This window comes from Nocardioides caricicola, from assembly GCF_039541135.1.
GTDB classification, from domain to species: Bacteria; Actinomycetota; Actinomycetes; order Propionibacteriales; family Nocardioidaceae; genus Nocardioides; species Nocardioides caricicola.
Genome location: NZ_BAABFQ010000007.1, coordinates 443,942 through 458,009 on the forward strand (window position 1 = coordinate 443,942; position 14,068 = coordinate 458,009).

At 71.1% G+C, this 14,068-nt stretch carries 12 protein-coding genes; 1 reads left to right on the forward strand and 11 read right to left on the reverse strand.

Going from position 1 to position 14,068, the window contains the following annotated elements:
- Positions 1–100 precede the first annotated feature (100 nt).
- The 10 genes from ABD875_RS16160 to ABD875_RS16205 all read right to left on the reverse strand — a co-directional run bounded on the left by ABD875_RS16160 (position 101) and on the right by ABD875_RS16205 (position 11,570).
- A complete protein-coding gene (locus ABD875_RS16160) occupies positions 101–1,060 on the reverse strand; it encodes a sugar phosphate isomerase/epimerase family protein (protein ID WP_345179843.1) in 960 nt (319 codons plus the stop codon).
- A gap of 52 nt (positions 1,061–1,112) precedes the next feature.
- Positions 1,113–2,117 (reverse strand): sugar phosphate isomerase/epimerase family protein, encoded by a 1,005-nt coding sequence (locus tag ABD875_RS16165; protein WP_345179847.1) that lies wholly within the window; start codon positions 2,115–2,117, stop codon positions 1,113–1,115.
- A 21-nt stretch (positions 2,118–2,138) separates the two neighbouring features.
- Positions 2,139–3,302, reverse strand: a complete 1,164-nt coding sequence (gene xylA / locus ABD875_RS16170; RefSeq protein ID WP_345179850.1) for a xylose isomerase — start codon at positions 3,300–3,302, stop codon at positions 2,139–2,141.
- Positions 3,299–4,474 (reverse strand): Gfo/Idh/MocA family protein, encoded by a 1,176-nt coding sequence (locus ABD875_RS16175; RefSeq protein WP_345179853.1) that lies wholly within the window; start codon positions 4,472–4,474, stop codon positions 3,299–3,301. The genes xylA and ABD875_RS16175 overlap by 4 nt, the downstream gene beginning before the upstream one ends.
- Positions 4,475–4,547: 73 nt before the next feature.
- Positions 4,548–5,618, reverse strand: a complete 1,071-nt coding sequence (locus tag ABD875_RS16180) for a substrate-binding domain-containing protein (protein ID WP_345179857.1) — start codon at positions 5,616–5,618, stop codon at positions 4,548–4,550.
- A 59-nt stretch (positions 5,619–5,677) separates the two neighbouring features.
- Positions 5,678–6,721, reverse strand: a complete 1,044-nt coding sequence (locus ABD875_RS16185) for an ABC transporter permease (protein WP_345179861.1) — start codon at positions 6,719–6,721, stop codon at positions 5,678–5,680.
- The gene (locus tag ABD875_RS16190) at positions 6,718–8,241 is read right to left on the reverse strand and encodes a sugar ABC transporter ATP-binding protein (RefSeq protein WP_345179865.1); all 1,524 of its coding nucleotides are present in this window, start codon (positions 8,239–8,241) and stop codon (positions 6,718–6,720) included. Before ABD875_RS16190 ends, ABD875_RS16185 begins: the two co-directional genes overlap by 4 nt.
- Entirely contained in the window at positions 8,238–9,443 is a 1,206-nt protein-coding gene (locus tag ABD875_RS16195) for an ROK family protein (protein ID WP_345179869.1), read from the reverse strand. The genes ABD875_RS16190 and ABD875_RS16195 overlap by 4 nt, the downstream gene beginning before the upstream one ends.
- A gap of 207 nt (positions 9,444–9,650) precedes the next feature.
- The gene (locus ABD875_RS16200; protein ID WP_345179872.1) at positions 9,651–10,841 is read right to left on the reverse strand and encodes an ROK family transcriptional regulator; all 1,191 of its coding nucleotides are present in this window, start codon (positions 10,839–10,841) and stop codon (positions 9,651–9,653) included.
- Positions 10,842–10,850: 9 nt separating this feature from the next.
- A complete protein-coding gene (locus ABD875_RS16205; RefSeq protein WP_345179875.1) occupies positions 10,851–11,570 on the reverse strand; it encodes an SGNH/GDSL hydrolase family protein in 720 nt (239 codons plus the stop codon).
- Positions 11,571–11,688: 118 nt separating this feature from the next.
- Here ABD875_RS16205 and ABD875_RS16210 point away from each other — a divergent pair, with 118 nt between their 5' ends.
- Positions 11,689–12,570, forward strand: a complete 882-nt coding sequence (locus tag ABD875_RS16210) for an alpha/beta fold hydrolase (protein WP_345179878.1) — start codon at positions 11,689–11,691, stop codon at positions 12,568–12,570.
- Here ABD875_RS16210 and hflX read toward each other — a convergent pair.
- Positions 12,567–14,066, reverse strand: a complete 1,500-nt coding sequence (gene hflX / locus ABD875_RS16215; protein WP_345179880.1) for a GTPase HflX — start codon at positions 14,064–14,066, stop codon at positions 12,567–12,569. The two genes, ABD875_RS16210 and hflX, sit on opposite strands and share 4 nt — an antisense overlap.
- Between the last annotated feature and the right edge of the window lie 2 nt (positions 14,067–14,068).

A 14,068-nucleotide genomic window follows, 5' to 3' on the forward strand; every position in this document is an offset into this window, starting at 1 on the left:
TTGTAACGCGGGGTTAGGACCACTAGGCACCCCGAAATTTCGGGGTCACCAGAGGGTCTAACCCCGCGTTACAAGCGGCGGGAGACCACCACCGCGGCCGTCAGTACCTCAGGTGGTCGAGGTAGAGGTGGCCGACGGCCGCGGTGGTGAGCGGGGTGACGTCGGGCTGGTCGTTCTCGACGATGTACTCCTCGACGCCGTGGGCGCGGAAGATCTTCGCGAAGTCGATGACGCCGGTGCCCAGGTCGGCGAACTTGTTGCCCTCCGGGCCGGTCTCGTCGCGGTCCTTCACGTGGTACTGCCGCACCTGCTGCGGCGCCTCGCGGATCACGTCGATCGCGAACCGCAACGGGTCGGCCTCGCCGGTCTCGACGCCGCCGGTGTAGGCCCAGAACAGGTCGACCTCGAGGTGCACCAGTCGCTTGTCGAGACGGTCGGTGAGGATGTCCCACGGCGACGTCGTGGACCCGGCGAACGGGACGAACTCGTGGGCGTGGTTGTGGTAGCCGTAGCGCAGCCCGTACTTGCGCGCGACCGCCGCCTCGGCGTTCATCTGGTCCGCCCACGCCTTCCACTGCTCCGGGGTGTTCGGATCACGGAGGTACGGCACGACGACGTACTTCTGGCCGAGCGTCACGGCGTTCTGGAACTTCGTGTGCATCGCCGCGGTCGAGGCGCTGATCCCCTCGTGGCTGGACGACGCGCGGATGCCGACGTCGTCGAGGAACTCCCGGAGCTCGGCCGCGGTGCGGTCGCCGTACCCGGCCAGCTCGACCTTCTCGTAGCCGTACTGCGCCAGCCGCCGGAGGACGAGGTCGAAGCCGGCGCGGTCCTGCATCACCGAGCGCAGCGTGTAGAGCTGGATGCTGATCTCGTGGTGCGGCACCGACCGCTTGCCGTGGTGGTGGCCGCCGCCTTGGCCCCGGGTCGCGGCGGCCGGCGCCGCGATCCCGATGGCCGCGGCACCGGCCGCCGCTCCGGCGAGGAGGGTACGGCGGTTGGCGCCCTTGCGTGCGAGCGAGTCGCGCAGCGCGCGGTCGCCGTCGAAGCCGAAACACATGAGGTGGTTCCTTTCCCGAGATGGACATGTGTTGGTGCAGAAGAACCTGGGGCTACTCCTTCGTCGAGAACGCCGCGTCGAACGCGGCCTCGGGGGCGTCGAACGCGAGCCGGCGCACGAACTCCAGCGCCTCGGGTGCCCCGACGAGCCGGTCCATGCCGGCGTCCTCCCACTCGACCGAGATCGGGCCGTCGTACCCGATCGTGTTGAGCATCCGGAAGCACTGCTCCCACGGGACGTCGCCGTGCCCGGTGGACACGAAGTCCCAGCCGCGCCGCGGGTCTGCCCACGGCAGGTGCGAGCCCATCCGGCCGTTGCGGCCGTTGCCGACCTGCTTCTTCGCGTCCTTGCAGTCGACGTGGTAGATCCGGTCCTTGAAGTCCCAGAGGAAGCCGACCGGGTCGAGGTCCTGCCAGACGAAGTGCGACGGGTCCCAGTTGAGGCCGAACGCCTCGCGGTGCCCGATCGCCTCCATGGTCGCGACCGTCGTCCAGTAGTCGTAGGCGATCTCGGACGGGTGCACCTCGTGCGCGAACCGCACGCCGCACTCGTCGAACACGTCGAGGATCGGGTTCCACCGGTCGGCGAAGTCGCGGTAACCGGCGGCCACCATCTCCTCGGTGGCCGGCGGGAACATCGCGACGTACTTCCAGATCGACGACCCGGTGAAGCCGATGACGGTCTTGACCCCCAGCCGCTGCGCCAGTCGGGCCGTCATCTTCATCTCCTCGGCCGCCCGCTGCCGGACGCCCTCGGGGTCGCCGTCGCCCCAGACCTTGGCCGACAGGATCGCCTCGTGGCGCCCGTCGATCGGGTCGTCGCAGACCGCCTGGCCCTTGAGGTGGTTGGAGATCGCGAAGACCTTCAGCCCGTACTTCTCCAGCAGGTCGAGCTTGCCCTGCACGTAGGCGTCGTCGTCGGCCTGCCACGGGTCGAGGTGGTCACCCCAGCAGGCGATCTCGAGCCCGTCGTACCCCCAGCCCGACGCGAGCTTCGCGACCTCCTCGAACGGGAGGTCGGCCCACTGGCCGGTGAACAGCGTGATCGGTCGTGGCATGTCAGTTCCTTTCAGCGAGGGTCAGCGGACACCCAGGAGGTGTTCCATCGCGAGCTGGTCGAGGGCCTCCATGGCGACGCTGCGCGCGCGCAGCGCGTCGAGGTCGTAGGTGGCGTTGCGGACGTCGTCGAGCGACTCCCCCGGCGCCACGGTGGGCTGCTCGAGCTCGGGTACGCCGGCCGCCTCGAGCGCGGACTGCACCTCGGGGTCGGCCCGGAACGCCTGCACCTTCTCGCGCAGGATCAGGTAGTTGCGCATGCACGCACGCGCCGACTCCCAGACGCCGTCCATGGCCTCGGCGCGCGGCGGCTTGTAGTCGAAGTGCACGTAGCCGTCGTACCGCTTGGACGTGCCGGCGCCGAGCATGGCGTCGACGGTCCAGAACGCGCCGCGCAGGTTGCCGGCGCCGAAGCGCAGGTCCTGGTCGAAGCGCGGGCCGTGCTGGCCGTTGAGGTCGATGTGGAACAGCTTGTCGTGCCACAGCGCCTGGCTGATGCCGTGGGCGAAGTTGAGCCCGGCCATCTCCTCGTGCCCGACCTCCGGGTTGAGGCCGACCATCTCGGGGTGCTCGAGCTCGGAGATCAGCGCGATCGCGTGGCCGATCGTCGGCAGCAGGATGTCGCCACGCGGCTCGTTGGGCTTGGGCTCGAGCGCGAAGCGCATGTCGTAACCGCGCTCCTTCACATAGCCGCACGCGATGTTCAGGGCGTCGCGGAACCGGTCCATCGCGGCCGGCACGTTCTTGCTCGCGCCGTGCTCGGCGCCCTCACGGCCGCCCCACATCACGAACGTCTTCGCGCCCAGCTCGGCGGCCAGGTCGATGTTGCGCAGCACCTTCGCCAGCGCGTAGCGGCGCACCTCACGGTTGTTGGCCGTGATCGCGCCCTCCTTGAACACCGGGTCGGAGAAGGTGTTGGTGGTGACCATCTCCACGGCCAATCCGGTGTCGGCGAGCGCCTTCTTGAACCGGTCGAGCGTGGCGTCGCGGGTCGCGTCGTCGGGCAGCAGGTCGTCGTCGTGGAACGTGACGGCTGCGGCACCGAGCTCGGCGAGCTTGTACGTCGCCTCGACCGGGTCGAGCAGGTCGCGCGACGCGGGACCGAACACGTCGGTGCCCTGCCAGCCGACGGTCCAGAGACCGAAGCTGAACTTGTCCTCCGGGCGGGGTGCGAAGCGGTCGGTCACGAAGAGATCTCCTGCCAGGTACGGGTGTCGGAGCTCGTCTCGACGGCGGCCAGCACACGCTGGACCTGGAGGCCGTCGGCGAACGTCGGGGAGGGGTCGGTGCCGGCCCCGATCGCGGTGACCAGGTCGACGACCTGGTGGGTGAAGCCGTGCTCGTAGCCGAGCCCGTGGCCGGCCGGCCACCAGGCGCCGACGTACGGGTGCCCGGGCTCGGTGACGATGATCCGGCGGAAGCCGGCCTCCTCGGCCGGATTCGCGGCGTCGAAGAACTCGAGGACGTTCATGTCCTCGAAGTCGAACGCCAGGCTGCCCTTCGAGCCGTTGATCTCGATCCGGATCGCGTTCTTGCGGCCGGTCGCGAAGCGGGTGGCCTCGAAGACGCCCATCGCGCCGCTCGCGAAGGTCGCGAGGAACGACGCGGCGTCGTCGACGGTGACAGGCCCGCGCTCGGTCGACGTACCGCCGCCGCCGAGCGTGCCGGCCGTGGAGGCGGCGGCGTACGGCCGCTCCTTGACGAAGGTCTCCAGGCGTCCGGAGACCTCGACGATCCGATCACCGGTGATGTGCTGGGTGAGGTCGATGACGTGCGCGCCGATGTCACCCAAGGCCCCCGAGCCGGCCTTGGACTTGTCGAGCCGCCACGACAGCGGGGCCTCCGGGTCGGCGATCCAGTCCTGGAGGTACTGCGCCCGGACGTGGCGGATGTCGCCGATCCGGCCGTCGGCGACCAGCTGGCGGGCCAGCCCGATCGCCGGCACCCGGCGGTAGGTGAAGCCGACCATGGCGTGGACGCCGCGCGAGCGCGCGTCGGCCGCGGCGCTGGTCATCTGCTCGGCCTCGGCGACCGTGTTGGCCAGCGGCTTCTCGCAGAGAACGTGCTTGCCCGCGGCGAGCGCGGCGATGGCGATCTCGGCGTGGGTGTCGCCCGGGGTGCAGATGTCGACGAGGTCGATGTCGTCACGGGTGACGACGGAGTGCCAGTCGTCGGCGCTCTCCGCCCAGCCGAGCCGGGACGCCGCCTCGGCGGCGCGGTCGGCGTCGCGGCCGACGACGACGGCCATCTCGGGGCGCAGCGGAAGGTCGAAGAAGTGCGGCGCGGTGCGCCAGGCGTGCGAGTGGGCGTTGCCCATGAACGCGTGCCCGATCATGGCCACGCGGAGTGAGTCGGTCATCGCTGTGCTCCCCGATTCGTGGGCGTGCCCGTCCCGGACGGATGGGACGGGCACGCCACAGGTGTGCCGTCGGTCAGGACTCGAACGCGGTGTCGATGTACTGGTCGACGTTGTCCGCGGTCACGACCGGGGCGTACAGCTGGACGGTGCGCGGGACCTCGACCTCGACCAGGTCGGACATCGACTTGCCCTGGACGAGCAGGCGGGCGAGCTTGATGCCGTCAGCGGCCTGGGTCGACGGGTAGATGACGGTCGCCTTGAGGACGCTGTCGCCCTCCTGGATCGCGCGCATCGCGTTCGCCGAGCCGGCGCCGCCGATCATCTGGAACTCGTCGCGACCGGCGTTGTCGATCGCCGCGAGGACGCCGACACCCTGGTCGTCGTCGTGGTTCCAGAGGAAGTCGATCTTCGGCGCGGCCTGGAGCAGGTTCGCCGCGGCCTCCTCGCCACCCTCGACGGTGAAGTCGGCGGCGACGCGGTTGTCGACGTCGAGGCCACACTCGGAGAGCGCGTCCTTGAAGCCCTGGCTCCGGTCCTGCGTGAGCGGCAGCGAGTCGATGCCGGCGATCTCGGCGACGATGGCGTCGGAGTTGTCACCGGCCTGCTCGCAGACCCAGGCACCGGCCGAGACGCCCATGCCGTAGTTGTCGCCGAGGACGGTGACGCGGGCGGCGTTCGGGTCGTCGAACTCGCGGTCGACGTTGATCACCGGGATGCCCTTGGCCATCGCCTCGAGCGCGATCGGCGTCATCGCCGCGCCGTCGAACGGCAGCAGCACGATCGCGTCGACACCCTCGTTGATGAAGGTCTCGACCTGGCTGATCTGAACGCTCACGTCGTTGGTGCCCTCGGCGACGCGGAGCTCGACGTCGTCGTACTGGTCGGCGACCGTCTGCGCGGACGCGGTGATCGAGCCCATCCAGCCGTGGTCGGCAGCCGGTGCGGAGAACCCGATGACGACCTTGTCGCCGGGCTCGTCGTTCGAACCCGACGCGGCGTTCGACGTACCGCCGCTGGTGTCCGCTTCGTCGTCGCCGCCGGAGTCGTTGCTGGTGCAGGCGGCGAGGGAGAGGGTCGCGATGCCGGCGACCAGCACGGTCGCGAGCCGCTTCCTCGAGGTGATGGTGGTGGACCGCAGGGACATGGTGCTGCTCCTTGGTGTGGTGCGGAGGTGTGGTGCGGAGGTGTGGTGTGGTGGTGGTGCTAGGTGCTGCTGTTCCGAGACGCCAACCTCTGCTGCAGGAGCACGGCGGCGACGATGATGGCGCCCTTGAAGAGCGACTGCTCCGAGAAGGAGCGGTTGTTGAGGATGAAGATGTTGGTGATCGTCGAGAAGATCAGGACGCCCAGGACGGTGCCGACGATGGTGCCGCGGCCGCCGGTGAGCAGCGTGCCGCCGATGACGACCGCCGCGATCGCGTCGAGCTCGAGCAGGTTGCCGTGCGTCGAGCTGCCGGTCGTCGTCTTCGCCACGAGCATCAGCGCGGCGATCCCGCAGCAGAAGCCGATCAGGACGTACAGGTAGACGGTCTGGCGCTTGACGTTGATGCCGGCGAGGCGTGCCGCCTCGGGGTTGCCGCCGACCGCGACCGTACGACGCCCGAACGTCATGCGGTTGAGCATGATCCAGCCGATCACGGAGACCACGACGAAGAGCCAGATCTGCACGTCGACCCCGAGCAGGTCGCGGTTGAAGAAGTCGTTGAACCCGCCGACGTCGACGCCCCCGCCTCCGAGGGTCTGGGTCTTCTTGTCGCTGATGATCTCGGCGAGGCCGCGCGCGCTGGCGAGCATCGCCAGCGTCATGATGAACGGCACGATGTTCCCGTAGGCGATCAGCAGGCCGTTGACCAGGCCGCAGGCCGAGCCGACCAGCAGCGCGACGCCGACCATGACGAGCCAGTGGGTGTCCTCGGCCATCATCCGGGTCGACAAGGTGGTGCACCAGACCGACGAGAGCGCGACGATCGCGCCGACCGACAGGTCGATGCCGCCACCGATGATCACGAACGTCATGCCGATGCTGACCACGCCCGTGACCGCGGCCAGCCGCAGGATCGTCTGGGCGTTGTCCAGGTCGGTGAAGCGACCGCCCGCGGTGATCGCGCCGACGATGCAGATCAGCAGCAGCGCGACGACGAGACCCGCGTTGCGGCCGACGCTCGTGCGCAGCACCGCGAGGACCGGGTTCGGCTCCCGCTCGGTCTCGAGGGCGGCCTGCTCGACTCTGACACTGTCCTGGCTCATGCCGAGACCTTTCCTTCCATGACGAGGTCGAGGACCGTGGCCTCGTCGAGTTCGGTGGCGGAGGACTCGTGGACGACCACGCCCTCACGGACGACGAGGACCCGGTCGGCGAGACCGAGCACCTCCTCGATCTCGCTGGACACGACCACGACGGCGACGCCGCTGTCGGCCAGCGATCGGACCAGCTGGTAGAGCTCCGAGCGGGCGCCGACGTCGACGCCCCGCGTGGGCTCGTCGAGCAGCAGCACCCGGCACTCACGCAGCAGCCAGCGGGCGAGCACGACCTTCTGCTGGTTGCCGCCGGACAGGGTGCGCACCGCGCGGCCGACGCCGGCGGGGCGTACGTCGAGGCTGGTGGTCAGCTCCTCGGCACGGCGGCGCTCCTCGCGGCGGTTGAGGAACCCGAGCCGCGCGAAGCGGCCCATCGTCGACATCGTGATGTTGCGGAACACCGCCTCGTCGAGGAACAGCCCCTGGCTCTTGCGCTCCTCCGGGGCCAGACCGACCCCGGCCTGCACGGTCGCGGTCACCGAGCCACGGCGCATCCGCTTGCCGTCGACGGTGACCGTCCCGGCCGAGGCGCGGCGGGCGCCGTACAGGGTCTCGAGGATCTCGGAGCGGCCGGCGCCGACGAGCCCGGCCAGACCGACGATCTCGCCGGCGTGGACGGTGAGGTTCACGCCGCGGAAGACCCCGGCGAGGGTGAGGTCCTGCACGTCGAGGACGACGTCACCGCGGGCGCGGTCCTCCTCCGGGCGGGGCGGGAAGACGTACTCGATCGCGCGGCCGGTCATCAGCTTGATCAGCTCGGGCGTCGGGGTGTCGGCGACGGCGAGGCCGGTGGCGACGGTGCGGCCGTCCTTGAGGACGGTGATCCGGTCGCCGATCTCGCGGATCTCCTCGAGCCGGTGGGAGATGTAGACGACCGCGACGCCCTCCTCGGTGAGGTCGCGGATCACGCGGAAGAGGTTCTTGACCTCCTCGCCGTCGAGGACCGCGGACGGCTCGTCGAGGATGAGCAGCTTGGTGTCGTGCGAGAGCGCCCGGGCCATGCTCACGACCTGCTGCGCGGCCGGCGGGAGGTCACCGACGATCCGCGTCGGCGAGATCTCGGAGTGGCCGAGCCGGGCGAGCAGGTCGCGGACCTGCTGGCGGGCCTGGCTGCGCTGGGTGAAGCCGGCCCGGGACACCTCGTGGCCGAGGAAGACGTTCTCGGTCACGTCGAGGTGCGGGACCAGGTCGAGCTCCTGGTAGATCGTCGCGACCCCGTGCTCGATCGCCTTCGCGGGCGTGGAGAACGAGGTCGGCTCGCCGTTCCAGGTGATCGTCCCCTCGTCGGGCTGGTGGAAGCCCGAGAGCACCTTGATCAGGGTGGACTTGCCGGCGCCGTTCTGCCCGAGGAGGCAGTGCACCTCGCCGGCGCGGACGTCGAGGTCCACGCCGTCGAGCGCCCGGACACCCGGGAACTCCTTGACGATGCCGCGCATCTGCAGCAGCGGCGCCTGGGTCGACTGGGTCATCGGACTCCTTCCGAGACGGCCTCGGTGCGCCGCCCGACGAGGGTGGGGTCGTCGAAGACGGCCTCGAGCGCCAGCGCCGCGCCGCCGCGCACCGCCGCCGTGAAGCCGAGGGTCGAGAGCTCGACGCGGGTGCCGCCGGCCTGCGGCGCGAGCACGCCCGCGGTCAGCTGCTCCTCGATCGCCGGACGCATCCGCTCACCGACCTCGGCGAAGTAGCCGCTGAGCACGACGGCGCCGGGGTTGATGGCGTTGGCGAGGATGCCCGCGCCGATGCCGACCCAGCCGCCGACCTGGTCGAGCGCGGCGAGCGTGCGGGTGTCGCCGAGGTCGGCGCGCCGGTTGATCTCGGCGAGCCGGTCGTCGAGGCCGAGCGCGGGGTCGCGCACCGGGTCGTCGGGGTCGGCGGCGGCGTCGAGCAGGGCGCGGAGACCGACGACGGTCTCCCAGCAGCCGACGCGACCGCAGCCGCAGCGGCGCCCGCCCGGCTGCACGATCATGTGGCCGAACTCCCCGGCGTACCCCTGCCGGCCGCGCAGCAGTCGGCCGTCGGCGACGATCCCGCCACCCACGCCGACCTCGCCGAAGATCACCAGGACGTCCTGGCGCGCGGGGTCGCCGGGCAGGGCCTCGGCCATCGCGGCGAGGTTGCCCTCGTTGTCGACGAGGACGGGGTACGCCGCGCCGAGGCGGCCGCGGAGCTCCGCGCCGACCGGGACGTCGCGCCAGCCGAGGTTGGGGCCGACGGTGAGCATGTCGCGGGTGCGGTCGAGCAGTCCGGCGACGCCCACGGCGACCCCGACGGTCTCGGCGCCGGCGGAGCGCACGTCGGCCTCGGTGCGGGCGATCAGGGCGACGAGCCGGTCGAGGACCTCCTCGACGGCCAGCTTGTTGGCGTCCAGCCCGGCGCGGTGCTCGGCGATCACGTTGCCGCCGAGGTCGAGCGCGATCGTGGAGACGTGGTTGACGTTGATCTCGGCGCCGATGCCGCACACGGCGTGGCCGTCGAGCTCCACGCTGGTGCCGGGGCGGCCGACGTGGCCGCGCTCGACGCCGGCGGCGCGGACCAGACCGCGCTCCTCGAGCTCACCGACGAGGGCGGAGACGGCCGAGCGGGTGAGGCCGAGCTCGGCGGCGAGCCGGGCCCGCGAGCGGGGGCCCTGGTCGCGGAGCCGGCGGAGGACGAGGCCGAGGTTGCCGCTCATCTCCACCTCCGCTCACCTTGTGACTGTCGTCACCCATTTGTTGGGATGCCGCACAAAGTAGGCGCAGATCTCGCACCAGAGCAAGCGTTCCGCGCCATTGAAATCAAACTGAGCGTGAAACTTTTAAAAGTGATTGGACAAAGTTGGGTAATCGGAGGCCATTGACGGGATGGTTCGATCCCCGGAGAACCGGGATCGACCCGCTCGCTACGGCGCGTACACCGACTCGCTGATCAACCGGGCCGCACCGATGACGCCGCCCTCGTCGCCGAGCTCGCTGAGCACGATCGGGAGGCTGCCGGTGGCGAGCGGCAGGGAGCGCCGGTAGGTGACGCCGCGGACCTCGGCGAGCAGCGCGTGGCCCAGGCCGGTGACCCGGCCGCCGATGACGATCAGGCCGGGGTTGAAGAACGACACCAGGCCGGCGAGGACCTGGCCGATGTGGCGGCCGCTCTCGCGGATCAGCTGGACCGCCTGGGCGTCGCCCTGGGAGACCGCGCGGCCGACGTCGGCGGCAGTCAGCTCGCCCTTCTCCTCGAGGATCGCCGCGAGGGCCGGGGATCGGCCGGCCCGGGCGGCCGCGGTGGCGTCGCGCGCCAGCGCCGCGCCCCCGGAGAACGCCTCGAGGCAGCCGGTGTTGCCGCACGCGCAGGTCGGGCCGAAGTCCTCGACCCGGATGTGCCCGATGTCGCCCGCGCAGCCGTCGACCCCGCGGTACAGCTCGCCGTCGATGACGATGCCGCAGCCGATGCCGGTGCCGATCTTCACGAACAGGAAGTCGCGCGCGCCCTTGGCCACGCCCGCGTGCTGCTCCCCCACCGCCAGCACGTTGACGTCGTTGTCGAGCACGACCGGGCAGCCGAGCTCGCGCGAGACCGCGTCGCGCACCGGGTAGCCGTCCCAGCCCGGCATGATCGGCGGCGACACGGAGACGCCGCGGTGGAAGTCGACCGGACCGGGTACGCCGACGCCTGCACCCATCGGCCGGTCGACGCCGACCTCGTCCAGCACCTCGCGGACCAGCTCCAGCGCCACGGCCAGCACGACCTCGGGGCCCTGCCGGATGTCGCAGTCGCGGTGCCGGGTGGTGAGCACCGACAGCCGCCCGTCGGTGACGCCGACGGACATGCCGGTCGCCCCGATCGAGATGCCCACGAAGCGGATGTCCTCGGCCAGGTCGACCAGCGTCGAGCGGCGGCCGCCGCGCGAGGCGGCCGGGCCGACCTCCTGGGCCAGCCCGAGCTCCACGAGGCGCCCCACCTCGGCGGCGACCGTCGTGCGCGAGACCTCCAGCCGGTCGGCGAGCTGGGCCTTCGAGAGCGCGCCCTCGTCGCGCAGCTGGGCCAGCAGCCGGGCCTGCATGGCGTTCTCGGCTCGGCCGGCGAGGGAATGACGCACGCGCAGATCCTAGAGCGCGGGCAGGTCCCGGATCTGCTGAGCGACGAAGTCACCGAACTGCTCGTGCCCCTCGGGCGTGAGGTGCAGCCGGTCGTCGAGGTACGGCAGCGCCAGTCCGGAGGTGCGCACGTACGGCACGCCGTACTCCTCAGCCAGCGCGGCGAGCAGCTCGTCGACCCGGGGCACGCGGTCGGCCCGGGCCGGCGCGGCAGCGGGTCCGACCACGACGACGCGCTCACCCTGGAGGCTCTGCATCAGGTCGGCGAACCCGGCGCTGATGTCGGCCGCCGGCTCATCGAAGTCGTTCAGACCGCCCTCGACCACGACCAGGTCGGCACCGCCGCGCAGCGCGGCCGGAGCGCGTACGGCGAACGAGACCTGCCGGCAGGCACCCGCCCCGGCGCTGAAGCCGGAGCCGGAGAAGCCGGCGACGTGCACGCGGCCGTCGAGGCGCGACGGCCAGGAGTCAGCGATCCGGTCGAGTCCGAGGCCGGCCGACCAGGAGTCGCCGATCACCACGACCCGGGCACCGGACCCGGTGTCCGTCGCGGCGCGGTCGCGGGAGTCGGAGGCGAACCGGTCGCACCGGTCCACACCGGCGCCGGCGCGGCTCGCGACGTGCACGACGAGCAGCGAGGCGATCAGGAACGCCAGCAGCGCGCCGAGCACGACCGTGCGCCGACGTACCGACGCCTGCGAGCCCGGGCTCGCGACCCCCCGATGGACCACGCCACCATGATGCGAGGGAAGCGCGGATCGCGAGGGCGATCTTGGAAAGTCGCCCGGGAGCCGCAAGAAATCGCCGGCGTTTCACGACCGGTCCGACATGCCTGACACACTGCCGCACATGACTCGGCTGCTCGTCGCCGGCCCCGCCGGACGCACCATCGAGGTCCTCGTCGAGGGCGCCCTCGACGGTCCGGTGCTGCTGTTCCACGGAGGTACGCCGTCGGCCGTCGCGGAGTTCCCGATGCTCGACGACGCGGCTCGGCGCAACGGGCTGCGGTTGGTCACCTACTCCCGCCCCGGGTACGGCCGGTCGACCCCGCGCCCGGCCCCCGGCGCCTACGTGGACGACGTCGCGGACGCCGTCGCCGTCCTCGACCACCTGGGGGTCGACGACTTCCTGACGCTCGGCTGGTCCGGCGGCGGACCGCGCGCGCTGGGCTGCGCGGCCCTGCTCCCCCAGCGCTGCCGCGCCGCCGCGACGGTGTCGGGGGTGGCTCCGTTCGATGCCGACGGCCTCGACTGGTACGACGGGATGGCCGAGGAGAACCACGAGGAGTACACCTCCGCCCAGGCCGGGCCGGAGGTCTACGAGGCCTACCTCGTCGAGCACACCCTGCCGATGCTGCACACGTCCGCCGACGAGCTGGAGGAGGCGTTCGGCGGCCTGGTCACCCCGGTCGACGCCGCCGTGCTGACCGCCGACTTCTCGAACTGGCTGAGCCGCTCCTTCAACCATGCGGCCACGCAGGGTGCGGTGGGCGTCCGCGACGACGGCCTGGCGGCGATGCAGCCGTGGGGCTTCGAGCTGGCCAGCATCCGCGTGCCGGTCGCCCTGTGGCACGGCCGCCAGGACGCGTTCGTGCCGTACTCCCACGGCAGCTGGCTCGCCGGGCGCATCCCGGGCGTGACCACGCACCTGTACGAGGACGAGGGACACCTGACGCTGATGTACCGGCTCGAGGAGATCCTCGCCGACCTCAAGCGTCTGGGCGGCGATTAACCGACGGCGTACGCCTCGAGCTCGCCGGCGAGGTCCTCGTTGGCGCGACCGACGACGATCGTGCCCTCGCCGGTGTGCTCCATGGACTCGATCTCGCCGTGCTGGTGCAGCCGGTTGATCAGGTCGCCGCGGTCGTAGGGCAGCAGCGCCTTGAACTCGACGCCCGGGCGCGGCAGCTCGCCCTCGATCACCTTCAGCGCCTCGGCGATGCCCTCGCCGGTCTTCGCCGAGACGACGACCGAGTGCGGCTCGCGCTGGCGGAGCCGGGCGATCACCATCGGGTCGGCGGCGTCGGCCTTGTTGATGATCACGAGCTCGGGCACATCGACCACGCCGATCTCCGAGAACACCTCGCGCACCGCGGCGATCTGGCCCTCGGGGTCGGGGTGCGACCCGTCCACCACGTGCAGGATCAGGTCGGAGTCGGCGACCTCCTCCAGCGTCGAGCGGAACGCCTCGACCAGCTGGTGCGGCAGGTGCCGCACGAAGCCGACGGTGTCGCTCATCGTGTAGACCCGCCCGTCAGCGGTGGTCGTACGCCGCGTCGTCGGGTCGAGGGTCGCGAACAGCGCGTCCTCGACGAGTACGCCGGCGTCGGTGAGCCGGTTCAGCAGCGAGGACTTGCCGGCATTGGTGTAGCCGGCGATCGAGACGCTGGGGATGTGGTTGCGACGGCGCTCCTGGCGCTTGGTGTCCCGGGTCCCCTTCATCTCCTTGAGCTCGCGGCGGAGCTTGGCGATCTTGGTGTTGATCCGGCGTCGGTCGGTCTCGATCTTGGTCTCACCGGGACCACGGCCACCGATGCCGGCGCCGCCGGCGACCCGGCCGCCGACCTGGCGGGAGAGGTTGCCACCCCACCCGCGCAGGCGCTGCTTCATGTAGTTCAGCTGGGCCAGCTCGACCTGCGCCTGGCCCTCCTTGGACTTCGCGTGCTGGGCGAAGATGTCGAGGATCAGCGCGGTCCGGTCGACGACCTTGACCTTCGTGCGGTCCTCGAGGTTCCTCAGCTGGCTGGGCGCCAGCTCGCCGTCGCAGATCACGGTGTCCGCGCCACTGGCCTTGACGATCTCGGCCAGGCCCTCGACCTTGCCGCGCCCGATGTAGGTGGCCGGGTCCGGCGACTGCCGACGCTGGTAGATCGCGTCGAGGACCTCTGAGCCGGCGGTCTCGGCGAGCAGCGCGAGCTCGGCCATGGAGTTCTCGGCGTCCTCGACGGTGCCCTCGGTCCACACGCCGACGAGCACCACGCGCTCCAGGCGGAGCTGGCGGTACTCGACCTCGGTGATGTCCTCGAGCTCGGTGCGCAGGCTGGCGACCCGGCGCAGCTGGTGGCGCTCGGCCAGGTCCAGCTCACCGGTGGTGAGGTCCTCGGGGTCGGGCTCGTCTGGCCAGGAGTCACTGAGTCCGGACTCGAACTCCTCCCCGTCCTCGGGGTCGTCCCAGTCGTCGGTGGCCTCGAGCTCGTCGTCGAGATGGAAGTCAGGTGCGTTACTCATAC

Bases quoted from the DNA above. Each gene is read 5' to 3' on its own strand.
- ABD875_RS16165 (WP_345179847.1), bottom strand. From the start codon at position 2,117: ATGCCACGACCGATCACGCTGTTCACCGGCCAGTGGGCCGACCTCCCG.
- ABD875_RS16190 (WP_345179865.1), bottom strand. From the start codon at position 8,241: ATGACCCAGTCGACCCAGGCGCCGCTGCTGCAGATGCGCGGCATCGTC.
- ABD875_RS16195 (WP_345179869.1), bottom strand. From the start codon at position 9,443: ATGAGCGGCAACCTCGGCCTCGTCCTCCGCCGGCTCCGCGACCAGGGC.
- hflX (WP_345179880.1), bottom strand. From the start codon at position 14,066: ATGAGTAACGCACCTGACTTCCATCTCGACGACGAGCTCGAGGCCACC.
- ABD875_RS16210 (WP_345179878.1), top strand. From the start codon at position 11,689: ATGACTCGGCTGCTCGTCGCCGGCCCCGCCGGACGCACCATCGAGGTC.
- ABD875_RS16185 (WP_345179861.1), bottom strand. From the start codon at position 6,721: ATGAGCCAGGACAGTGTCAGAGTCGAGCAGGCCGCCCTCGAGACCGAG.
- ABD875_RS16180 (WP_345179857.1), bottom strand. From the start codon at position 5,618: ATGTCCCTGCGGTCCACCACCATCACCTCGAGGAAGCGGCTCGCGACC.
- ABD875_RS16175 (WP_345179853.1), bottom strand. From the start codon at position 4,474: ATGACCGACTCACTCCGCGTGGCCATGATCGGGCACGCGTTCATGGGC.
- ABD875_RS16160 (WP_345179843.1), bottom strand. From the start codon at position 1,060: ATGTGTTTCGGCTTCGACGGCGACCGCGCGCTGCGCGACTCGCTCGCA.